This window comes from Maribacter sp. MS6, from assembly GCF_056839185.1.
In genome coordinates this window covers 2,391,482-2,412,768 of sequence record NZ_CM166389.1, presented here as the reverse complement: position 1 = coordinate 2,412,768, position 21,287 = coordinate 2,391,482, and the positions used below count along the sequence as shown (strand labels likewise).

Here is a 21,287-nt window from a genome sequence, read left to right as displayed (position 1 = left end):
GGTTAACGCCTAAAGATAAAATAAATTAGAATACTTTTGCGCTTTGTTCGCCCAATAGCCTTTGCACTCATATTAACGACTATGGAAATTTCCCTAACATCTTGGATTCTCGCTATTTTGGCGGCCTTTGTGATTGGACTTTCCAAGGCAGGAATTAAAGGGATTGCTGTCATTAACGTCACTTTTATGGCCTTGGCTTTTGGCGCTAAGGAATCTACGGGAATGGTAGTGCCATTACTGGTCCTTGCCGATGTTTTTGCAGTCATATACTACAATCGTCATACACAGTGGCGCTATGTTTTCCGACTATTGCCCTGGATGACGCTGGGGGTTTTAATCGGCGTTTACGTAGGCAAGGACCTTCCAGAATCCCTGTTTAAAATAGGTATGGCCATCATTATACTAATTACTGTTTTTATGATGTATTGGTGGGATAGGAAAAAAATTAAAACTGTACCTAGGCATTGGTCATTTTCCAGCGCAATTGGTGTTGTCGCAGGAATAACGACGATGGTAGGAAACTTGGCCGGTGCGTTTTCCAATATTTACTTTTTAGCAATGCGATTGCCAAAAAATCACTTTATTGGTACCGCTGCTTGGCTATTTTTAATTGTAAATATTATAAAACTTCCCTTTCATATTTTTGTTTGGGAAACTATCTCGGAAGAAACCTTAATCCTTAATCTTAAACTGCTACCTGGTATTTTGCTAGGTTTCTTCTTGGGAATAAAAATCATCAAATTGATTAAGGAATCCTTCTTTAGAAAAATGATATTAGTGCTTACAGCTTTAGGAGCCGTTCTCATTATGTTTCAATAGGCCGAAAACAAAGAAATGGTAATTTTCTTAAATGTTTGTTAATTCTATTATTTTATGGTATCTTTCCTACTGAAAATCAAAAGTTTAGATTTTATGAAAAAAAAGGAAATCTCTCAAAGGTCCAGATTAATAATGGATGTTGTCGTTGTCTTGGCTATTATCGTGTGCTGTTTACTATACGTAGAACATTATAATCAAATACAAAATGAGGCAAGCGCAATTTTAATGAACTCTGTGGAGGATTTAAACAATAGCTTGGCCAATTCAGCTAAATGAGGCAGGTAAATTAGCTAGGGTCAGGGCCCTCAGTCATTCATAAGTCCAGACTTAAAATTATTTGGAAAGGCCTTGGAACATCTAAATCTTGATTTTCTCGAAAACAATCTAACAAAAATTCGCTCAAACATCAAATGCCCTAATTTTTACACAGCAATATTTTTACACTCTTTTCCAAGTCTTCTATTTCGCAGAACTTGTAGGCATCATTTTTGTCTTCACCTTCAATCAGTACAAAGTTAATAGTAATTCCGCTTTCATAAGTAGCCTTAATAATTTGAAAAAAACCATGGTTTGCTTTATGACATTTTGAATAGCATCCAAAATTTTCTAACCAAACGGCTTCACTCATAAGTTGCTCCGCCGATTGGGTCACAATCATGAATTTTAGGTAGCGGTTTCTAGTACTAACGGAAGTTTCATTATAGTCAATATCCATTTGAAGTATACAAGATATGCCAGCTTGTTCGGTCCCCCATTGCCGTAGTTTTAATGCTAGTTCTTCTTCAATTCGTTTTATCACAATTTCGGCCTTATAATCTAAATAACGATTCTTTCTCTTTTTAAAGTACCGTAAAATTCATGGATTTTTCTGCAAAAGATTGTCCTGATTACTGCATTTGCAACTAGTTAGCGTGCCAATTACTGATAATTCATTTACTAACCAATCCAAGTCCGAGAAATTTACAGATTGCTGATTTAGTGAAAGAAACTTCAAATGAACTACCCGCTGTTACGTTTTACCAACAACACAAAACCTTTTCAACAGTAGTTTTTACTAGCTTTATTACCTCTTGCAAACAATTTATATTAAAAATTTTGGTTTATATTTTAAACAATTGGCCATTAGAAGTTATAAATGAGCAAACATCTTATTTTAGTTATAATTCTTTGTTTATTCTCTTTACACGGAATATCCCAAGATTGGCAAACCGATATTGAGATGGCAAAGACTGCCGCTAAGGAGTCCAAGAAACCTATTATTCTGGTTTTTCAAGGTTCGGATTGGTGTGCGCCCTGTATAAAATTAGATCATGAGGTTTGGAGTACCCCAACGTTTCAAAAGTATGCCGCTGAAAACTATGTGATGCTACGAGCAGATTTTCCTAGAAAAAAAACAAATCAACTTTCCGAACAACAGACTTTGGCCAATAAATTATTAGCCGAAAAGTATAACCAAAAAGGTATATTTCCCTTAGTTGTCGTGCTAAATGCAGATGGTAAAGAACTGGGGCAGACTAGTTATAAAAGACTTGCGCCCAAAGAGTATATAAGAGAACTTAATCGTTATTTGAACTGAATTTGAAAACTATCCTACTTTTTCTCCTTGGAGGTTTTTGTTGCATGGTAAGTGCTCAAAACTCCTACAAACAAACGTTGAAATTAATGGGGAGTCGTTTTGAGATAACTGTTGTTGCACAAAACGCAATTGAAGGAGACCATTATATACAACTGGCTATTTCGGAAATTGATCGGATAGAAAAACTAATATCTTCATGGACCCCAGATTCAGAAACATCCAAAATTAATGATGCGGCTGGAAAAACAGCGGTCGTAGTTTCCCAAGAACTTTTTGATTTAATAGATCGATGCTTGAAAATTTCTAAACTAACAGATGGCGCGTTCGACATTTCCTATGCGTCTATGGACCGTATCTGGAAATTTGATGGAAGCATGAAAACAATACCGAGCAAAGCAGAAATTCAAAAATCAGTTTCAATGGTAGGTTTTCAAAACATACTCTTAGACGAACAGCATACTTCAGTTTTTCTTAAGTTCCCTGGTATGAAAATAGGTTTCGGCGCCATTGGAAAAGGCTATGCTGCAGATAAGGCAAAAGAGCTATTGCTAAAAAAAGGTGTTCCAGCAGGGATTATAAACGCTTCAGGAGACATGAACACCTGGGGAAAACAACGCGATGGTAGCGAATGGAAAGTGGCACTTACCAACCCTATGGATAAAAACAAGGGGTTTGGCTTGCTTCCGGTTGTAGACAAGGCCGTAGTCACCTCTGGGAATTATGAAAAACAGGTCGTCTTAAATGGAAGACGATATTCCCACATTATTGACCCAAGGACGGGATACCCATCCACTGGTATTTTAAGTGTTACTGTTTTTGCACCAAAAGCGGAGCTTGCCGATGCGTTGGCAACATCCGTTTTTGTTATGGGCGTAGAAACCGGTTTGGACCGTATTAATCAGCTCCCAGATGTGGAATGTATTATTATAGACGAAGACGGGAAAGTTTTCAAATCAAAGAATATTAAAATAAACACCTTATGAGTAAACCATTGGTCATTTTACTAGTGCTGGCATGTTGCTTCAATAGCTGTGTCGTGGTAAAAGAATATGAAAAGGTGGCTATTAACGATCCGGATATGCAACTGTCCGACCTACCTTGCGACCGTAATGTCACTATTGCGCATACGTACAGAGAAGGGGCGGCCGGGGCAAATGGAGGGAAAACAGGTGGTGGATGCGGATGTAATTAGGTTTTGCACTGTACGCTTATAGTTGTACATCTTAAATTGACGTTGATATCGCGCCGTTATAAATAAAAGGCTTTCCATTTTAGTTATGAATAGAATTAAAGAAAACATACTACTGCTCTTTTTCCTGACTTCGTTCATGACGTTTTCACAGCAGCAGCTAGAGGATGAAAAGAGCTACAAAAAACGCGTATTGGAAACCGTGGAAGTGGACCTATTATCTAGCTACTACAATCAAGATGGTGATAATGCAGCGGTAACAGGAGGTCTTGGAACGGAAGAACTAACGGACGCTACCGGAACCATAATTATAGCTATTCCGCTTAACGACGATGATGTGTTGACTATTGACGCGGGGGTCTCTGCATACACTTCTGCCTCATCCAGTAATGTGGACCCTTTTGATGGTACCCGGCAAGCAGATCCGTTCGTAGCCAGTTCGGGCGCTTCAAGCAACGATGTTTGGACAAACCTAACCGCGTCCTATAGCCACGCTTCGGACGACCGGAACAAAATTTGGTCAGCTTTAGCTTCGGTATCTTCGGAATATGATTACTTTTCGGTAGGTTTTGGCGGTAGTTACACAAGGTTGTTCAATGAACGAAATACCGAAATTAGTGTTAACGGAACCGTATATCTAGATTCTTGGACCGCAATTTATCCATTTGAATTAAGGCCCTTCGCCCCCAACGGAAACGGCCTTAATAATGGATTTTTCTTGGACAATACAATTACCGGGAATACCAGTTACAGTCCGCAATTTGTTCCCTTTGAAAATGAAAATAGAAACTCCTATAATCTAGGTTTTGGTTTTTCGCAGATACTGCATAAAAATGTACAAGGGTCATTATCCCTAGATTTTGTGCAACAGCAAGGATTGCTTTCCACTCCTTTTCAGCGTGTCTATTTTGCAGATATTGCGGACTCCTTTGTTGGTGATTTTCAGTTAGCGGATGCCATGGAACAACTTCCCGATACCCGTTTAAAAGTAGCGCTAGGTGGACGATTAAATTGGTTTGTAAGCGACCGATTTGTACTCCGAACCTTTTACCGATACTATAATGATACTTGGGGAATAGTCTCCCACACCGCAAATGTTGAGCTCCCCATAAAACTATCGAACAAGTTTACGATATACCCTTCCTACCGGTACTACCGCCAAAGTGCGGCAGATTATTTTCGCCCCTTTGAAAAAGCACTGTCAACGGAAGAATTCTATACCTCGGACTATGATTTGTCGGAGTATGTGGCCAACCAATTAGGTTTGGGTGTTTCCTACACTGACATTTTTACCAAAGCCAAACTCTGGAAATTCGGTTTAAAACGTATAGATTTAAAATTCTATAAATACGACAGGGATACTACATTCACTTCCAGCATTATTACAGCAGGTTTTAATTTTGAGGTGTATTAGGTGGCGTTGAGATGAATTGATGCCGTAACATTTTATCTGTACCGTTCCTCCCTCCCAATAGGGTTGTCCTCATAAAAATCGGCAAAGGTTTTCTCGGTTTTGTAGTTGTCCGTTAACACCCGGTATACCATAAAAACAATCATCACTTGTCCTAAAACCGTTACATAGAATACCCAGTTAAAAGGGAAGTTCATAGCTGCCATAACCGTTACTGTTAGTAGCACCAACGTGGTTGCCCCTACCCAAAACATTGCAGAATCTTTCATAAATTTTTATTTTCAAGGTACTAAAAAATTAAAGGCAATGAATTTATCTGTTGTCAATTATGCTTTTCTTAAGACAATATACTTTGTTGCTAAGATTTATTTAACACAAAATCTATTTGACCAAAAAAAAGTATTGGAAATACGTTTGGTATCTATCACCTATTGGCGACTATGTTTACGGCTATATATTTCTTATTATTGAGGGTACTTAAATTGGTCTGCCTCCCAAAAATTAGCATAATCCTAAGCGAATATGAAAATCCTGAACTTTACACTCCTTAGTTTTTTTAGTGTCATTCTGGTTTCCTGTAACCCAAAAGAGAAAAAACTAGTAAAGAAAAAGCCAAACATCGTTTTTATATTAGTCGATGATCTTGGCCTACATGACCTCAGCGCTACTGGAAGCACCTTTTACGAAACGCCGAACGTGGACCGTATTGCCAAGGAAGGCACTATTTTTACACAGGGTTATGCTGCGAGTCGAGTTTGTAGCCCATCCCGTGCCAGTATTATGCTGGGACAGTTCACCGCAAGGCATCAAATTACCGATTGGATAGGTGCTAAATCCGGAACAAGTTGGAGGGCCTTGAACAGAAACGACAAATTGCTGCCCGCTGCCTATAACCATGTACTCCCTAAAAACGATACGACCTTAGCGGAAGCCTTTGCCTCAAACGGTTATAAAACTTTTTTTGCCGGAAAGTGGCATTTGGGCTCGAAAGGAAGCTGGCCAACAGACCATGGTTTCCAAATAAATAAAGGTGGCTGGGATAAGGGGAGCCCAATCGGAGGTTTCTTTTCTCCATGGGAAAATCCAAATCTAGAGAATACTACCCCAGGCGAAAACCTTTCGTTGCGACTTGGAAAAGAAACGGCAGACTTTATTGAACAGCACAAGGACACCCCCTTTTTGGCCTACCTCTCCTTTTATGCTGTGCATGGCCCCATACAAACAAGCGAACGGACTTGGGCTAAATATCGCGCTAAAGCCGAAAAGCAAGGGATAAAAGATGCTGGTTACGACATGGAACGGGTTTTGCCCATCCGCACCGTACAGGACAATCCAATATATGCCGGATTGGTACAACAAATGGATGACGCCGTGGGAATCGTATTGGATAAATTAATTGCGCTAGGACTGGAGGAAAATACCATCGTCGTTTTTACTTCTGACAATGGTGGCGTGGTTTCAGGGGACGCATTTTCCACCACTAATTTTCCTTTACGCGGAGGAAAAGGCTACCAATGGGAGGGTGGCATTCGCGAACCTTATTTCATTAAAGTGCCTTGGTTAAAAGATGTGAAACAGGTAGATTATCCCGCCATAGGAACCGATTTTTACCCCACTTTGTTGGATTTGGCTAATTTACCGTTGAAACCAAAACAGCACATAGACGGCGTTAGTTTAAAACCCCTTTTGGAGGGAGCCAAAATTGAAGACAGAGCCTTATTTTGGCACTATCCCCATTACGGAAATCAAGGTGGAGAACCTGCATCTATGATGCGTGAAGGCGATTGGAAATTTATTCATTATTGGGAAGATAACCGTTACGAGCTATACAAATTATCCTCCGACCCAAGAGAACAAAACAACGTATTGAGTCAGTTTGCCGAGCGAGGGGAAGCCATGGCCAACAAACTAACTAGATTCCTAAAAGATGTAAACGCCAACAAACCGTTACCTGATAGTACCTTTGACCCAAAACTGGCTAAAATACTAAAGCAACAAAAAATAGATGTTCTGCTACCTCAATTGGAAGCCCAACGCCTCCAATTTCTATCTCCAGATTTTCAACCCAATGACGACTGGTGGGGAAGTAAGCTTACTAAAGACTAAAATAGCTTTTATATCATATAGCATATCGTGCTTAGACAAGGTGTTAAAAAACAATAAGGCAAAGTAGTATCTTTATGCTGTTACTATAAAACTTTAAGCAGCAATTAGAAACATCAAAACCATACCTCATGAATTCCATAAACTTTTCTATACTTAATAAAGTACGTACGCTATTAAAAAACGAGAATACAGATTGGCAAAACCTACTAGCAACCGTCGTTTCCAGTTTTGATTGTACTACCGGCACCTTACATTTTTTAGACCAAGAAACAGAACTCTTGAACGTACAGGCCCATGTTGGTGTTCCTGATTTTTTACTCCCTAAACTAGCTACGATTCCCATAGGGAAAGGTATGGCCGGGATTGCCGCTGAACGAAAAGAACCGGTAGAAATGTGTAACCTCCAGACCGATGATAGTGGCGTAGCAAGGCCAGCTGCCAAGGAGACTAAAGTAGAAGGTTCCATTGCCGCTCCCCTGCTAATGGATGACAACCTATACGGCGTAATAGGAATAGGAAAACGTGTGCCCTATGATTTTACAGCGGCAGAGACTCAAGAACTTATGGCTATTGGAGAAGCGATCAGTGGTGTGATTTCTAAATAAGAAGGTCTACTCTTATCTAATCGCTACTAAGCAAATGATTGCGTTGGCCAATGTTCCATTTAGATTCCTAGGGCGATGTTGGGCCATTATATAAAAGTAAATAATAGCTACCCATATAAAGAATTCAAATATTGCCTTCTTTTGACCAAAACAAACTATACATAAAACCTGAGGTAAATTAATTTGTTTCCAATTGTAGCGGTTTCCCTTTCATTTTCGTCGAACCATTCTTCAAATTCAAGATTTTAAGAATAGTAGGCGCAATTTGATTGCTATATAATTGCTCGGTTCTGGCCGCTTCACCTTTAACAGAAACATCTTTCCCGAAAGCAACAAGCCAAACAGAACCGGCACCGATTACCGAATCGCCGTGCCCTTTCCATGTTTCTAAGGGTTCCGTACCACGACCGTGATCTGTGGTAATGAGAAAAAGCGTGTTATCCTTATAAAAAGGATCATTTTGAGTCAATTCCCAAAGTTCTTTTATTAATGTATCTGTGTTTTGCGCAGATTTCAAATAAGCTGCATAATCGCCATCATGGGCAAAATCATCCGTTTCTCCATAAGCAATATAGACGAATTCGGGATGGTGCTTTTTCAGATGCTCCATGGCATAATAGTGAGTAAACGCGTCCAGCCGAACAGTTCCCCATGGGCTTGGCACCCTAGGTTGCAATTGGTTCAGGAATTTTTCACGCTCCGTAAGCGCATCACCCTTTGCTAATCCAAACCCTGCATTGACAGGTACCCCTGAACGATCTTCGTTTATGATGTAAGGAAATACATCCCAACTGCCAAAAGCCGCTACCTTATTCCTATATCTTGGGTCTTTGTTGGCCAGCTCCAGCACTGTTGTATTCGGGTTGGGAAATTTATCGTTGCTGGTAATTCGAATGTCGTCTGCATGGCCTGTTAGGATTTCACTGTAACCGGGGTAGCTGAACCATAAGGTATTGGTCAAATCCATCTTGCTGCCTAAATTTCTATTTCCGTGTAATTGGCCGATTTCCGAAACTTCCTTCCATAGGAATGGAAAAAGAACGTTTCGCCGTTCTGTGGCACTCTCCCTCCAGAATGCTTGTTTCAAAGCGGTTGTGTCGTTTACAAAGGCTTCGTTAGTGACCAACATTGGGTCGGCCCCTGAGAATAATTCTTGCCAGCGCAGCCCATCCAACGTAATCAAAACAACCTTTGTGTTAATCGATTGCGCCATTACGTTGATATTGACAAACAATAGGGCCATCAGAATAAAAAAGGTATGTTTCATGGATGTAGTTTTAGTAGACTATTTCTAAAGTTACCAATGATTTTGTTTGTTACAAATTCCAGAATGCGTTACGCAATCTTTTCCTAAAACTCTAATTTAATCAATTGCCTCAAGTATCTAACACACGAACCTTTTAAAACAACTGAAATCAATGATGTCGTATTCTTGTTGTCTTTTTAATGCAAAACTTTTCATTAAACGACATTTCTAACTTTTTTGAATTTTTAGCTATATTTATCTTTTCACATAAAGCCTAAAGCTGTCCTTTTATTTTGTAGCTAGTTTTATTTTAAGAGTTTCATAGCACGAAACCAGGACGTTATGGAGTTTATCATAGATGACAGCGCAAAACCATTAAGAATAACCTTTGAAGGAGTTAGTGTTGAACTAGCAGAAAAGAAAAAACAATTTAGAATGTTGATGGGCAGAAATACCCCATATCAGATTCTTACTAGGTCATTAATTTTGGCTGAAATTCACTTTCAAAAATGAAAAAAACACTGCTACTAGCAATTATCGCTTCTATCTTCTCTTCTTGCAATCAAGTTGAAAATAAAAACAAGGAAAAGCACCAAATAGCAAGTTCAAATTATATCCAGAACAGAACACCTTTACAACCTAGGGCGTATTTAGAACTTCCTTTGGGGGCAATACAGCCAAAAGGATGGCTCCGTAGTCAGTTACTAGCTATGGCAACCGGCCTTACAGGAAACCTGGACAGTATTTATCCAGAAGTAGTAGGCTCCAGAAACGGATGGCTGGGTGGTGATGGGGACGGTTGGGAACGAGGACCTTATTGGATTGATGGCTTACTTCCGTTGGCCTATTTATTAGATGATGCCGAACTAAAATCCAAGGTAAAACCTTGGATAGAATGGACGTTGAACAATCAAACCGCCGAGGGATATATAGGTCCAATACCTTTTGAAATTGAGCCGCAATACGAGCCTGGGCTCCAACGTGGCAACAGAAAGGACTGGTGGCCTAAAATGGTCATGTTAAAAATCCTACGGCAACACTACAGCGCTACAGGGGATGAGCGAGTCATTAAAACATTAACGAAGTATTTTAAATACCAACTTAAAGAACTTCATACCAGGCCCTTGGACACCAATACGTTTTGGGCTGGGCGCAGGGGCGCAGATAATCTTCAGGTGGTCTATTGGCTATACAACATTACCGGAGACGCATTTTTATTGGAGCTTGGAGATGTTATTGATGAACAAACCTTTCCTTGGACGTCTATTTTTTTAAATGATACCAAAATTATGGATTCCGTTGTACCCTATCAGTTTTTTAAGATGAAAGGGTATCCATTTGATACTACTGAAATCAAAAACACAAGTATTGCTCAAATTGGTAGTATGCACACCGTAAACTTAGCGCAAGGATTAAAACAGCCCATTGTCCGGTATCAAAAGGAAGCGGACGAAAAATTTATTATAGCCACCAAGAAAGCTTTAGCAGATATCAGAACATTCCATGGACAGCCCCAGGGCATGTACGGAGGGGATGAGCCCTTACATGGTACAGATCCCGTAAAGGGCGTAGAATTCTGTTCTGTATCGGAGAAGATGTTCTCCTTGGAAAGTATCCTTCAGATTACGGGAGATATTCAATTTGCCGACCTATTAGAACGCATCGCGTATAATGCACTCCCTACCCAAGCATCTGATGATTTTACTTCACGACAGTATTTTCAAGCTGCTAATCAAGTTGAGCTTACCGACCAACTACACGAATCATACGAAACTGAGAACCATAAAGGAACAGATTTTGTCTTTGGAGTACTAACAGGCTATCCCTGTTGCACCACCAACATGCACCAATCTTGGCCTAAATTTGTTCAGAATTTATTTTATGCAACTCCAGATGGAGGGGTGGCCGCTTTACTATATGGTCCTGGCCAAGCCCAAATGAAAGTAGCCAATGGAGTAGACTTACAACTTACCGAAAGTACCATATTTCCATTTAGAGAAGCTGTTCAATTTAAGTTAGAATTATCTCGTACGGCTCATTTTCCATTTCACTTACGAATTCCCGAATGGACCACCAACCCTAAAATTAGTATTAACGGTACAAGTGTAGCGGTAAGCGTAAATAATGGTATCGCAATTATTGATCGCCAATGGAAAAACGGAGATAGCCTTGTGCTTGAATTGCCTATGCATATCCGCACATCTCAATGGCATAAGGGTTCAACAGCAATTGAAAGAGGTCCATTAGTATACGCCCTAAAAATAGAAGGGGAAGAAAGGACAAAAAACAGGAATGACGGTTATGGCTCCTTTACCGAAATATATCCCAAAGACAACTGGAATTATGCATTGATTCAATCCGAACTTGATGCATTACCATCCGTTGTTCAAATTATCGAAAGTGATTTGCAAGATAATACGTATCCATGGAATCTTAAGAATGCACCTATAGCGCTTAAAATGAAAGCTTCGCGGTTACAGGAATGGAAACTTATAAATGGAGCTCCAAAAATCCCAGAACAACATGGTGTTAACGATTCCAAAACAATGGAAATAGAGGAGATTACGCTGATTCCATACGGCTGTACTACGCTTAGAATTACAGAATTTCCAGTTGTGCCAGGGGAAAAATGAAATTCGTATTAATGAATTAATTTATCAAGTAAGACATTCTATTTAATTGTAACGTTTGGACAGATGTATTCATCCCACTTGAAGTACCGTTACATATCATAAAGGATATGGCATGATCGAACTTAAGCTTTACGATACTAATGAACCATACTTAACCAATTTTAAAGCTGAGTATGTAAAAATAAATTAAAAGCTTACTTTTATAGTACTAGGCATCATCAATACATATTTTTTTCAAAACCAGTAAACGAACTAAAACCATGAAAAAATTATCACTTTTCTTTTTAACGCTTTTGTTATCCAGTACTATCGTTTTTGCTACAACCTCTTGCCCTAAAGTTGAAATAGAAAACAGCTTTATTGGTATGTGGGGCATGTCTATAGAAAGTGGTGGCGTTGCGTGGTTACACGTGCATGAAAATCAAGGGTATTTGGACGGAGAACTATTATGGATTGGCGGTAGTGTTTTGCCTATTTCCGATATTTATCTTGTGGATGACAATACCCTAGTAGTTACACGCACCGGTGAAAAGGTGCATGATAAGGAAGATACGGATAAAAAACGTACCCATATAAGGACTTGGACCATGCGTATGACCAGAACAGGAGATAACATTACAGGCACCATGACCGGACCGGCTTGGGATGGAACGGGAGAACAAGTTAGTGTTTTTAGCGGTAAACGGATGCCGCCAGTGGGCCCTGCCCCCAATTTGGATAGCATTAAATATGGAAAACCTATCACTCTTTTTAATGGTAAGGATACCCAAGGGTGGCGACCTATTGATCCGAAAAAAGCCAATGGCTTTAAAATAGTGAACGGCACCCTACAGAATGATCCAGTACAACCAGAAGATGGCACCTACCTATCCTACGGAAATCTAAGGACTGAAGCAGAATTTAGCGATTTTAACTTAAAATTGGAGGTGAACGTTCCTAAAGGACATAATAGCGGAATTTTTCTTAGAGGGCTATATGAAATACAAGTAGTGGATTCTTATGGTTCTCCATTGGACAGCCATAATATGGGGGCGCTTTACAGTCGAATTACGCCAACGGAAGCTGCAGAAAAACAAGGTGGTGAATGGCAAACACTAGATATAACCTTGGTAGAACGTCACGTAACCGTTATTTTGAACGGTAAAAAAATCATTGATAACAAAGCGGTGCATGGTCCAACTGGCGGAGCAATGAGCCCTGACGTATTTGCGCCAGGCCCACTTTACCTGCAAGGAGATCATGGCAATGTAGCCTATAGAAATATTGTGCTGACTCCTGTATTGTAAACCCAAATCAATACTCACTCATTTGAATTAGCCAAACGCTAAACAAACGGCAATCCCTTTTAGGTTTTGCCGTTTGTTTTTAGGTATCTATATGCTGTAGCTACTGAATAAGAACAAATAACTACTGGGTTATACTTCCTAAAATGTACTATGCTTTAACCAATTCACAAACAAACCCACCCATTGATCAGTACCATCTGATGCAGAACCAACACCAAAGCCGTGCCCTCCTTTTGGAAAAATATGTGTTTCGACCAAAACTCCTTGCGTCAAAAGCTTTTGAGCATACATGGTAGTTTCTTCTACCCTGCACGAATCATCATCAACAGCATGCACTAAAAAAGCCTGTGGAGTATCCTTGTTTACCAATTTAAGTAAGGTGTTTTGTTCTGCCTCCTCTTCTGTCATCTTTCTATGGTACAAGTTGCTTTCCAACCAGCCTCTATTCCCTTCATTTAAATCGGTAACGCCGTATATCAAGCCGGTGAAGTCTGGATTTTCGGTTTGATCATCACTTTTCCAAAGCGCCAGAACCGTTGCTAAATGGCTTCCAGCAGAAAAACCAACAACCCCTATTTCATTGGTGCGCATACCATAAACGTCCGCTTTTTCGTGCATAATTTTAAGTGCTTTTCTGGCGTCGGACAATGGCACCAAGTGCGGTTTATTGGATGATTTGGGATTAGGTATTCTGTATTTCAATACCGCGGCTGTTATTCCATTCTTGGCAAGTAGTTCTGCTAATTCATATCCCTCATGATACATGGCTACCAACTCATAACCTCCTCCAGGTATTATTACCACTGCCTTGCCTGTATTTTGCCCTTCAGCTTGGTAGATCGTGAGTGTTGGTTCGGTAATATTCCCCAGCGCGGTTGTTCCCCAAGCCTCTTTTTCGAACTCAATTAGATTGTTTTCCTTATAAAACGGTTTTTTTTCGTCTTCCCAAAGCTTAAACTCTATTTGCGCATTACCTAGGTTAATGACAAGAAAAAACAGTAGTAGTGCACCTGCTAAACCTCTATTGCTCATCCTATTAAAATCAGTTAAAATTCAAATGTAAGGTACAATTTGCTATTTTAATCTTCGAACTCTTTTTTTCGTTTCTTGATAAAAACGAATTTATAGGGTTGTTTTGCCCATAATTGCTTCCTTTATTATTTGCTAAAAGAATTTCATTTTTACCCCACTAATACTCGATGCAATTCAATATAAAATTTAGATATCATTTACTATCTTTAAAATGAAACTCTAAAGCTAGAAACTGTAATACACCGGTTCCATAACCCAAAATAAGACCCTTATGAAAATTTCAGATTATTTATTTACATCAAATATCCGATCCGTCCTTCTATTTTCCATGTCCTTTATCTTTCTTTTTCAATCCAGCGGGGTATGGAGCCAGAAACCCCATGAAGGCAAGGTTATTCTTGCTGTATTTGCGCATCCTGATGATGAAAGTACCGTAGCCCCAATATTGGCCAAGTACGTTCGGGAGGGTACAAAAGTACATCTGGTCATCGCTACCGATGGCAGGTTAGGTACAAATGACTACCATGACCATAAAGCTGGTGAAACCTTGGTAGCCACAAGAAAGGAAGAGATGAAATGCGCTGCAGAAAAATTAGGGGTAACGCTCACCCATTTGGACTATCATGACCAATTAAGAGCTGCTGAAGGATATGATGGACATGTGCCACATGCCAGAGCAATGATAAAAGAACTTTATGGCATTGTTGAAAAAGAGCAGCCCGACGTTATAATTACCTGGGGGCCAGATGGTGGTTCTACCCATATGGACCATCGTTTAGTAGGTGCCTCCGTAACACAGGTATTTCTAAGTAACGATTGGGGAAAACCCATGTCTCTATTTTACTACGGCACACCTTCGGAGAGTATCGAAGACAGTGAATCCAAAATATTGAGAGGGCAATCTAGCAGGTATTTAAAAACTAAAATTCCATATTCCCAACAGGATTTGGACAATGCATTCCAATCAATCAAATGTCATTACAGTCAAATAGACCCAAAGATGACACAAGAAGGTTTTGAGAAAGGAAAAACGAAAAATGGCATGTACGTTTACCTAAGAAAATTTGAAGGTCCAACTAAGGATTGCGACTCTGTATTTGAATGAGTCTTCAAAAATTGTATTGCTAATTCTTCAAAATAGGTATAAACTATTCTGATGCCAATACAGATTATTCTGTCGTAATTCAATTTAAAATAATCCTTGATTTTTTGGTTGAACCTAAGTACATCTGCGAATGGAATTTTAACAAGGAGCATTGGGTTTATATACAAAAGCAATGAACGTTAGAATGCGGTTAACGAATCTAATACACAAACTCAAAATCGCCAAACTTTTGTAAGACTTCATCAAAGACCGCAAAAACATCAACAGATTCGTCGCTGGTAACCATTTTCATTCGATACGGTTTAAAGTCCGGGATACCCTTGAAGTAATTCGTGTAATGCCTACGTGTTTCAAAAACACCAAGTTTTTCTCCTTTCCAGGCTATGGACATCTGTAAATGTCTTCGTGCGGCATCTACGCGTTCCATCATGGTTGGTGGAGCTAAATGCCTTCCCGTTTCAAAAAAGTGTTTTACTTCCCTGAAAAACCAAGGATATCCAATGCTGGCACGACCTATCATTGCACCGTCTAAACCATATTCATCTCGCATTTTTACAGCGGCTTCCGGGGTGTTCACATCACCATTGCCAAAAATGGGAATATGCATTCTCTGATTGTTTTTAACTTCCGCTATAGGTTTCCAATCGGCGTTTCCCTTGTACATCTGTGCACGGGTGCGACCGTGAATAGCGATCGCCTTACAACCTACATCCTGCAAGCGTTCGGCAACCTCAACAATCTTTATGGAATCGTCGTCCCAACCCAAACGGGTCTTTACGGTGATGGGGAGTTTAGTATGCTCTACCATGGCCTTGGTCAAAGAAACCATTAAATCTATATCTTTTAAAATACCTGCTCCGGCACCTTTGGAAACCACCTTTTTAACAGGACAGCCAAAGTTAATATCAATTATATCCGGTCCTGATTTTTCTACAATTTCAACAGATTGCAGCATAGAATCCAAATTGGCTCCAAAAATCTGAATCCCTACCGGGCGCTCCTTTTCATAAATGTCCAGTTTCATTACGCTTTTAGCAGCATCGCGAATGAGTCCCTCCGAAGAAATAAATTCCGTATATACCACATCTGCTCCCTGCTCCTTGCACAAAGCACGAAAAGGAGGGTCGCTGACGTCTTCCATGGGAGCCAATAATAAAGGAAAATCCGGTAATTGAATGTCGCCAATTTTAGGCATATCTGTTTTTTCTTTTTTGGAGTTGTCAAAATTAAGAAAAAATGAATGAAGATAAATATCCTACTAGTCAAGAGTTAGCTTTCCTAGACTAGGAAACGTCGTGCTATCAATTAGTAATCGAATTTTTTATTTTTTTGATTAATAGTTAGGTGTATATGGAAATGAACCGTTGATTTAGGGGCTATTAAAATTTAGGTTATAAACACAATAAGCAACACTAATGCGCTTAGGTAATTTTATTAATTACGGAGTTAAGATCATCTACAGTTATAGGTTTTAGAATATAACCCTTTACATTATCCAATTTATGTATTCTTTCTAAATCACGAGGATCAATCGAGGAGCTCACTATATAGAGTGAAATTCTTTGACGAACTTTATTTGAAAATTTTACAAAATCATCTAGAAACTCCCATCCATCCATTATAGGCATATTAAGATCTAGGAAAATTACTTCGGGTATTGCCTCATTGGCATTAACCTGTTTAGTCAAAGATCTTATTCCTTCCTGGCCATTCTTATATGTCAGAATTTTTCCGAACTTACCCAAACCCTTAAGCTGAAGCTTAATGATATAAGTGAAGGATGAATCGTCATCGATAATGTAGGTGTTTTTAATAGCACTCATACATTTAGATTTATTAGTGTTTAAAGAACAAGTTGAATTCCGTCCATTCCCCTACCACGCTTTTCACGTCTATTTTGCCGCCCATAGCCTCGATTTGGTTTTTGGTTATAAAAAGTCCAATTCCTTTAGAATCTTTGTGCTTATGAAAAGTCTTATACATGCCAAATATCTTTTTGCCATATCTTTTTAAATCTATTCCTTGGCCATTATCCCAGAATTTTACGACAACTTTATTCTTTATTTTTGTTGCGGAAACATTGATTTTAAGCCTCCTTTCTGGATGTGAATATCTAAGACTATTTGTGAAAAGGTTAAGTAAAATACTGTCTAAATATGCAGGGATTGCTTTTATTTCTACGTTTTCATCTACGTCGATATCATAAATTGCATTTTGATCAGCGATGACTTTGCCAATATTGCTTAACACTCCCTGTATTGATTGACGCAGGTTTATTTTTTCAATTTTTTCTTTAACATCAGACCGTATTTGAACCACTTCGTTCAAATGTGTAATCGTCTCCGTTAGACTTTCTGCTCCATCATTAATCATTTTAACAATATTTTTCCTTTCCTCATCTTCGGGTTGGAAACCACCGTGTTCTGATTGAACCAATATACCGGACAGAGCAGATAAATTGGTTGCATGTGTTCTAAGGTTATGTGAAACGATATAGGCAAAATTTGTTAGTCCTTCATTTTGTTCTCGTGTCGTATTCCACAATTTTTTTAGTTTTATATCGGCTTTTCGTATTTCGCTAATATCCCAATTAATACCTATCATTTTTAGGGGTTCACCTCTCGTGTCTCGCTGTATCACGGCTTCTGCCTTAATGAACCGGACTCTTCCGTTAGCACTTACTACACGAAATTCTGTCTTAAATTCCTTTTCGCCGGCAATGGCCATCTCCAACTCCTTTAGCATACGTTCTTTATCCTTGGGGTGAATTGAAGATTCCCAAGCTTCCAGAACCCCAGAGAAATCCTTCTTTTTGATGCCGTATAGCCAATACATATTATCGTCCCATATTAAGGAATTGTCCAATACGTTATACTCCCAAATTCCAAACCCTGCGGCTTTCGTTGCTATGGTTAGCCTATCGGATATTTCTCTATACCTAAGGTCTGCCTTCTTCTGTTCGTTTATATCTTGGAAGGTTCCAAAAATACGCACACATTTTCCGTTTACGATTTCTACTTCGCCCTTAGATCGAATCCATATTTCATTGTTTTTACCTGTAATTATAATAGACTCGGTATCCCATGGAGTTCCCGAACTGATGGCCTCACTGACCAATAGTGAAATTCTATCACGGTGTTCTCCTGCCTTATAGAAATTGATCCCTTCCTGAAGTTTTGGCATATACTCCTTTGGTAATTCGTGAATTTTCCTAGTGGTGTCCGTCCAAAACACTTCATTGGCAATCAAATCTACCTCCCATCCCCCAATTTTGGCAACTGCCTGTGCTTTTTTAAGCAACTCCTCCTTTCGTTTTGCAATCGTAATATTATCCAAGATTACTATAAGTCCTAGCGCAGCACCATCAGCGTCCCGCCAAGGCTTTATTCTCCAGCTTAACCATACAACTCCACCATCAGAAAGGTGAAATTTTTCACCTGCACTGTTATTTTTAGTTTGATGAAGCGATTGTTTAAGAATCTTTAAAAAACCCAAAGGTAATTCTGGTTGAATATTATAAATTGATTGCCCGACGAGTGAATCCTGCTCGATTCGGTGTTCTTTTAACCATTCATCCGAATGGTTTATAATCTCCAAATCCTTATCCAATATCATTATGGGAGCGGGTGAATCCCTCATCAATACATTTGTTTGGTATGTTTGCATAATCAGTTTTTGAAATAAAATTTACGTGATAGAGTAATTAACGTAAGAAAATACATCATTATTATGATTTTGCTGCTGATATAATTTATAACGCCTATAGTTTCGCTTGATAGGGGTTCTGAATCTGTACAGAATCTTATGACAGTGGCTGAATCATAGTGTTTAAATATTCAAGCCCAACGTTAGCTTGAAAAGTTATATTTTAAATGATATACCGTACGACTAGATTGATATCTTATGGTATATCAAGTGTCTGAATTTAAGTTTTAAGCCTTTTATGCCCTACTTTAAGGGGCATACAGGTTAAGCAGTCTATTTTTTAAAGATTCTACCAATGGCGAGTACTGGAACCTGAAATAGGCTTGAACGGTAAAAGCAACTACATAAGTAAAAAGAAATAGTAGTCTGAACAGAAAGCTACATCGGCAAGATTTAGTAATAAGAGGTGCTTGCAACTTTCTTTATTTGATTAGACTTAGATCTTGTTTCACAATAAAATATAAGTAATTTCTGTATTTTACATCGATTTTTATTGTGTTCACAACATATTGTCTAAAAATTACAATAGGTATAGCAGTTGGAAGTTATACTATATATAACCGAATTAATTAACGGGTTTTTTCTTACATAATATTTGTAGGGTGGGGTTTTGTCCTATAGAAGGTTAAAATTAATCCCTGTGACTAATAAGATTTACAATATAGATCATGACCGAAGCTCCAAATATTACCTATATCTCGCAACTCTCAAAAGGAAATAAGATTTTTACAAAAACCCTTTTGGGTATTATAGAAAGAGAACTTCCAAAAGAGATAGAAGCCTACCAATTACATCTTAAGGAAAAGGATTACCATAAAACAGCAGGATACGTTCATAAAATAAATCATAAGTTTAAAATTTTAGGATTAAATGATGGTTTTAAAATTGCAGAAAATTATAGAGCCAACTTATTAGAGAAGAGCATAGTACTTAAAGTAGATTTTGAAGTTATCTTACCCGGCTTAATGAGCTTTATTAAAAGCGTACGATTATGAAGAGTATCATAATTGATGACGAGGAAACATCGAGAGTTATTATTGAATACTTAGCCGATAATAACCAAAACATTATAATGTTAGATAGCTTTCCCAACGCTACCAGCGCTATTAAATATTTGAACGAGAATGAGATAGATCTTATTTTTCTTAACATTCATATGCCTTTGTTTAATGGGTTTGACTTTATTAAATCCATTAAAAGTTTGCCTCCTATTATATTAACCTCTCTAGATAAAGGATTCGCTCTTGATGCTTTTAATTATAACTGTGTTGTGGACTATTTAGTGAAACCAATTACTCAAGAGCGTTTTGATAAAAGTGTGACAAAGGTTCTTTCTACTGGAAAAAATATTGTGCCAATACTTGGGAATCCAAACCCAGATTTGTCTGCCGACGACCTGTACGTAAGTATAGATCGGAGACTTGTTAAAATAGATATACCCAGTATAAACTTAATAGAAGCTAGGGGAGATTATATTTTGCTTAAAACCGCAGACACAAATTATACGGTACATTCTACACTTAAAAAGATTAAGGATAAACTACCCCAAGACATTTTTCTTAAAGTTCATAGGTCTTATGTTATCAATACCAAAAAAATAATAGATATTGAAGATAGCAGTGTATTGATTGATAAGGATGTAGTACCCGTTAGTCGTTCCCATAGGGAAGGACTACTGAAACATTTAAACCTACTTTAGAAATTACCGTGCAATAGAGAACAGTTCTCCGTGCTCTTTCATAAACAACAATAGCTTAGGCATGCCTAAGCTATTGTTGTTTATGAAAGTACGCAACGTAATTATTTGTAGGTTTATTCCTACTCGTCTACATTAAAGCGCCATTCACCGAAAAACGAAACCTTTCACCGAGTATTCGGGCTAAGTTTACAGTGTTAATAGCAACAACCCTTTTTATTATGAAAAATTTAAAAATCATTAAGTCAACGACGATTCTACTTTCAACTTTGGTTTTAACCAGTTTTTCCTTTTTAGTATAGTTGTCAGAAACAATTACATCAATTCCGTTTAACAACAATTTTAAAAACCCTACTTATGAATACATTAAATTTAGTAAAAGACATATACCATGAAGGTTTCAGGAAATTAGGAAACCATTTCGTAAAAAGTTATTTCAAAATATTCGCTTGGTTTGGATTTTCCATGTATGCAGTTGTTTTATATGCTTTTGTATTTAGAGTTTCAACTGGTTTTGCTTTTGAATAGATTACAACGTAAAACAACCCTATGTTTTAAAATTATGGTTGTTCGATAGATAGTAGACTACCTTTTAACAATACAAGCTTATGAAAACTATAAAAATAAAATACAGGAAGTACTTAAAGAATCATTATGTAAAAAGCTATTGTAAGGCTTTGGCATGTGTTGCGTTAGCTATGTTTCTGTAATTATAACTACGTAATTCCCCTAATTTGGTGCCGGTTACACCTTAGCTATTGGGTTATTTGGGATTCATTTTGATGAACTGGATTGGGGTCATGTGCCCAATCCAGTTTATGGGTTAACGCATAGCTCAAATTATAAAATTATAAACGCTAACTTGTATCTAGAAACAT

At 38.4% G+C, this 21,287-nt stretch carries 22 protein-coding genes; 15 read left to right on the top strand and 7 right to left on the bottom strand.

Features of this window, described 5'->3' with window-relative positions; all coding sequences use genetic code 11:
* Positions 1-81 precede the first annotated feature (81 nt).
* On the top strand, positions 82-819 hold the full coding sequence (locus tag MS6x_RS10565) for a sulfite exporter TauE/SafE family protein (protein WP_482601785.1): 738 nt from the start codon (positions 82-84) through the stop codon (positions 817-819).
* Positions 820-912: 93 nt separating this feature from the next.
* Complete coding sequence (locus tag MS6x_RS10560) at positions 913-1,095, top strand: hypothetical protein (protein WP_482601783.1); 183 nt, start codon at positions 913-915, stop codon at positions 1,093-1,095.
* Between the two features lie 139 nt (positions 1,096-1,234).
* On the opposite strand, the gene MS6x_RS10555 is transcribed toward MS6x_RS10560, so the two are convergent.
* Positions 1,235-1,618, bottom strand: coding sequence for a hypothetical protein (locus MS6x_RS10555; protein WP_482601781.1), 384 nt, complete (start codon positions 1,616-1,618; stop codon positions 1,235-1,237).
* A 336-nt stretch (positions 1,619-1,954) separates the two neighbouring features.
* Here MS6x_RS10555 and MS6x_RS10550 point away from each other — a divergent pair, with 336 nt between their 5' ends.
* The 4 genes from MS6x_RS10550 (at position 1,955) to MS6x_RS10535 (ending at position 4,998) form a co-directional block, all read left to right on the top strand.
* A complete protein-coding gene (locus MS6x_RS10550) occupies positions 1,955-2,395 on the top strand; it encodes a thioredoxin family protein (protein WP_482601779.1) in 441 nt (146 codons plus the stop codon).
* Between the two features lie 2 nt (positions 2,396-2,397).
* Positions 2,398-3,378, top strand: a complete 981-nt coding sequence (locus tag MS6x_RS10545; protein WP_482601777.1) for an FAD:protein FMN transferase — start codon at positions 2,398-2,400, stop codon at positions 3,376-3,378.
* Positions 3,375-3,587: a DUF4266 domain-containing protein gene (locus MS6x_RS10540; RefSeq protein WP_482601775.1), complete on the top strand. Its 213-nt coding sequence runs from the start codon at positions 3,375-3,377 to the stop codon at positions 3,585-3,587. The genes MS6x_RS10545 and MS6x_RS10540 overlap by 4 nt, the downstream gene beginning before the upstream one ends.
* An 85-nt stretch (positions 3,588-3,672) precedes the next feature.
* Entirely contained in the window at positions 3,673-4,998 is a 1,326-nt protein-coding gene (locus tag MS6x_RS10535; protein WP_482601773.1) for a DUF3570 domain-containing protein, read from the top strand.
* Between the two features lie 32 nt (positions 4,999-5,030).
* On the opposite strand, the gene MS6x_RS10530 is transcribed toward MS6x_RS10535, so the two are convergent.
* Positions 5,031-5,264: a hypothetical protein gene (locus MS6x_RS10530; RefSeq protein WP_482601771.1), complete on the bottom strand. Its 234-nt coding sequence runs from the start codon at positions 5,262-5,264 to the stop codon at positions 5,031-5,033.
* Between the two features lie 253 nt (positions 5,265-5,517).
* On the opposite strand from MS6x_RS10530, the gene MS6x_RS10525 reads away from it, so the two are divergent.
* Both MS6x_RS10525 and MS6x_RS10520 read left to right on the top strand, forming a co-directional pair.
* Complete coding sequence (locus tag MS6x_RS10525; RefSeq protein WP_482601769.1) at positions 5,518-7,101, top strand: sulfatase; 1,584 nt, start codon at positions 5,518-5,520, stop codon at positions 7,099-7,101.
* Positions 7,102-7,229: 128 nt separating this feature from the next.
* Positions 7,230-7,706, top strand: coding sequence for a GAF domain-containing protein (locus tag MS6x_RS10520; RefSeq protein WP_482601767.1), 477 nt, complete (start codon positions 7,230-7,232; stop codon positions 7,704-7,706).
* 178 nt (positions 7,707-7,884) lie between these two features.
* Here MS6x_RS10520 and MS6x_RS10515 read toward each other — a convergent pair whose 3' ends face one another.
* Positions 7,885-8,973 (bottom strand): phosphoglyceromutase, encoded by a 1,089-nt coding sequence (locus MS6x_RS10515; RefSeq protein ID WP_482601765.1) that lies wholly within the window; start codon positions 8,971-8,973, stop codon positions 7,885-7,887.
* Positions 8,974-9,294: 321 nt separating this feature from the next.
* On the opposite strand from MS6x_RS10515, the gene MS6x_RS10510 reads away from it, so the two are divergent.
* The 3 genes from MS6x_RS10510 to MS6x_RS10500 all read left to right on the top strand — a co-directional run bounded on the left by MS6x_RS10510 (position 9,295) and on the right by MS6x_RS10500 (position 12,871).
* Positions 9,295-9,465 (top strand): hypothetical protein, encoded by a 171-nt coding sequence (locus MS6x_RS10510; RefSeq protein WP_482601763.1) that lies wholly within the window; start codon positions 9,295-9,297, stop codon positions 9,463-9,465.
* Positions 9,462-11,585, top strand: a complete 2,124-nt coding sequence (locus MS6x_RS10505) for a beta-L-arabinofuranosidase domain-containing protein (RefSeq protein ID WP_482601761.1) — start codon at positions 9,462-9,464, stop codon at positions 11,583-11,585. Before MS6x_RS10510 ends, MS6x_RS10505 begins: the two co-directional genes overlap by 4 nt.
* Before the next feature lie 260 nt (positions 11,586-11,845).
* On the top strand, positions 11,846-12,871 hold the full coding sequence (locus MS6x_RS10500; protein WP_482601759.1) for a 3-keto-disaccharide hydrolase: 1,026 nt from the start codon (positions 11,846-11,848) through the stop codon (positions 12,869-12,871).
* Positions 12,872-13,009: 138 nt separating this feature from the next.
* On the opposite strand, the gene MS6x_RS10495 is transcribed toward MS6x_RS10500, so the two are convergent.
* Positions 13,010-13,903, bottom strand: a complete 894-nt coding sequence (locus MS6x_RS10495; RefSeq protein WP_482601757.1) for an alpha/beta hydrolase — start codon at positions 13,901-13,903, stop codon at positions 13,010-13,012.
* Between the two features lie 271 nt (positions 13,904-14,174).
* On the opposite strand from MS6x_RS10495, the gene MS6x_RS10490 reads away from it, so the two are divergent.
* Positions 14,175-15,008 (top strand): PIG-L deacetylase family protein, encoded by an 834-nt coding sequence (locus MS6x_RS10490; RefSeq protein ID WP_482601755.1) that lies wholly within the window; start codon positions 14,175-14,177, stop codon positions 15,006-15,008.
* Positions 15,009-15,207: 199 nt separating this feature from the next.
* Here MS6x_RS10490 and dusB read toward each other — a convergent pair whose 3' ends face one another.
* The 3 genes from dusB to MS6x_RS10475 form a co-directional block, all read right to left on the bottom strand.
* Positions 15,208-16,203 (bottom strand): tRNA dihydrouridine synthase DusB, encoded by a 996-nt coding sequence (gene dusB / locus MS6x_RS10485; protein WP_482601753.1) that lies wholly within the window; start codon positions 16,201-16,203, stop codon positions 15,208-15,210.
* A gap of 226 nt (positions 16,204-16,429) precedes the next feature.
* Complete coding sequence (locus tag MS6x_RS10480; protein ID WP_482601751.1) at positions 16,430-16,831, bottom strand: response regulator; 402 nt, start codon at positions 16,829-16,831, stop codon at positions 16,430-16,432.
* Between the two features lie 13 nt (positions 16,832-16,844).
* A complete protein-coding gene (locus MS6x_RS10475) occupies positions 16,845-18,674 on the bottom strand; it encodes a sensor histidine kinase (protein ID WP_482601750.1) in 1,830 nt (609 codons plus the stop codon).
* Positions 18,675-19,381: 707 nt separating this feature from the next.
* Here MS6x_RS10475 and MS6x_RS10470 point away from each other — a divergent pair.
* From MS6x_RS10470 to MS6x_RS10460, 3 genes are all read left to right on the top strand, one after another.
* Positions 19,382-19,708 (top strand): Hpt domain-containing protein, encoded by a 327-nt coding sequence (locus MS6x_RS10470; protein ID WP_482601748.1) that lies wholly within the window; start codon positions 19,382-19,384, stop codon positions 19,706-19,708.
* Positions 19,705-20,412 (top strand): LytR/AlgR family response regulator transcription factor, encoded by a 708-nt coding sequence (locus MS6x_RS10465; protein WP_482601746.1) that lies wholly within the window; start codon positions 19,705-19,707, stop codon positions 20,410-20,412. Before MS6x_RS10470 ends, MS6x_RS10465 begins: the two co-directional genes overlap by 4 nt.
* A gap of 354 nt (positions 20,413-20,766) precedes the next feature.
* Positions 20,767-20,937 (top strand): DUF6747 family protein, encoded by a 171-nt coding sequence (locus MS6x_RS10460; protein WP_482601742.1) that lies wholly within the window; start codon positions 20,767-20,769, stop codon positions 20,935-20,937.
* The last annotated feature ends 350 nt before the right edge of the window (positions 20,938-21,287 follow it).

Excerpts from the sequence above, each read along its gene's own strand:
- MS6x_RS10565 (WP_482601785.1), top strand. The coding sequence starts at position 82 with ATGGAAATTTCCCTAACATCTTGGATTCTCGCTATTTTGGCGGCCTTT.
- MS6x_RS10560 (WP_482601783.1), top strand. The coding sequence starts at position 913 with ATGAAAAAAAAGGAAATCTCTCAAAGGTCCAGATTAATAATGGATGTT.
- MS6x_RS10550 (WP_482601779.1), top strand. The coding sequence starts at position 1,955 with ATGAGCAAACATCTTATTTTAGTTATAATTCTTTGTTTATTCTCTTTA.
- MS6x_RS10540 (WP_482601775.1), top strand. The coding sequence starts at position 3,375 with ATGAGTAAACCATTGGTCATTTTACTAGTGCTGGCATGTTGCTTCAAT.
- MS6x_RS10535 (WP_482601773.1), top strand. The coding sequence starts at position 3,673 with ATGAATAGAATTAAAGAAAACATACTACTGCTCTTTTTCCTGACTTCG.
- MS6x_RS10530 (WP_482601771.1), bottom strand. The coding sequence starts at position 5,264 with ATGAAAGATTCTGCAATGTTTTGGGTAGGGGCAACCACGTTGGTGCTA.
- MS6x_RS10525 (WP_482601769.1), top strand. The coding sequence starts at position 5,518 with ATGAAAATCCTGAACTTTACACTCCTTAGTTTTTTTAGTGTCATTCTG.
- MS6x_RS10520 (WP_482601767.1), top strand. The coding sequence starts at position 7,230 with ATGAATTCCATAAACTTTTCTATACTTAATAAAGTACGTACGCTATTA.
- MS6x_RS10515 (WP_482601765.1), bottom strand. The coding sequence starts at position 8,973 with ATGAAACATACCTTTTTTATTCTGATGGCCCTATTGTTTGTCAATATC.
- MS6x_RS10510 (WP_482601763.1), top strand. The coding sequence starts at position 9,295 with ATGGAGTTTATCATAGATGACAGCGCAAAACCATTAAGAATAACCTTT.
- MS6x_RS10505 (WP_482601761.1), top strand. The coding sequence starts at position 9,462 with ATGAAAAAAACACTGCTACTAGCAATTATCGCTTCTATCTTCTCTTCT.
- MS6x_RS10500 (WP_482601759.1), top strand. The coding sequence starts at position 11,846 with ATGAAAAAATTATCACTTTTCTTTTTAACGCTTTTGTTATCCAGTACT.
- MS6x_RS10495 (WP_482601757.1), bottom strand. The coding sequence starts at position 13,903 with ATGAGCAATAGAGGTTTAGCAGGTGCACTACTACTGTTTTTTCTTGTC.
- MS6x_RS10490 (WP_482601755.1), top strand. The coding sequence starts at position 14,175 with ATGAAAATTTCAGATTATTTATTTACATCAAATATCCGATCCGTCCTT.
- dusB (WP_482601753.1), bottom strand. The coding sequence starts at position 16,203 with ATGCCTAAAATTGGCGACATTCAATTACCGGATTTTCCTTTATTATTG.
- MS6x_RS10480 (WP_482601751.1), bottom strand. The coding sequence starts at position 16,831 with ATGAGTGCTATTAAAAACACCTACATTATCGATGACGATTCATCCTTC.
- MS6x_RS10475 (WP_482601750.1), bottom strand. The coding sequence starts at position 18,674 with ATGCAAACATACCAAACAAATGTATTGATGAGGGATTCACCCGCTCCC.
- MS6x_RS10470 (WP_482601748.1), top strand. The coding sequence starts at position 19,382 with ATGACCGAAGCTCCAAATATTACCTATATCTCGCAACTCTCAAAAGGA.
- MS6x_RS10465 (WP_482601746.1), top strand. The coding sequence starts at position 19,705 with ATGAAGAGTATCATAATTGATGACGAGGAAACATCGAGAGTTATTATT.
- MS6x_RS10460 (WP_482601742.1), top strand. The coding sequence starts at position 20,767 with ATGAATACATTAAATTTAGTAAAAGACATATACCATGAAGGTTTCAGG.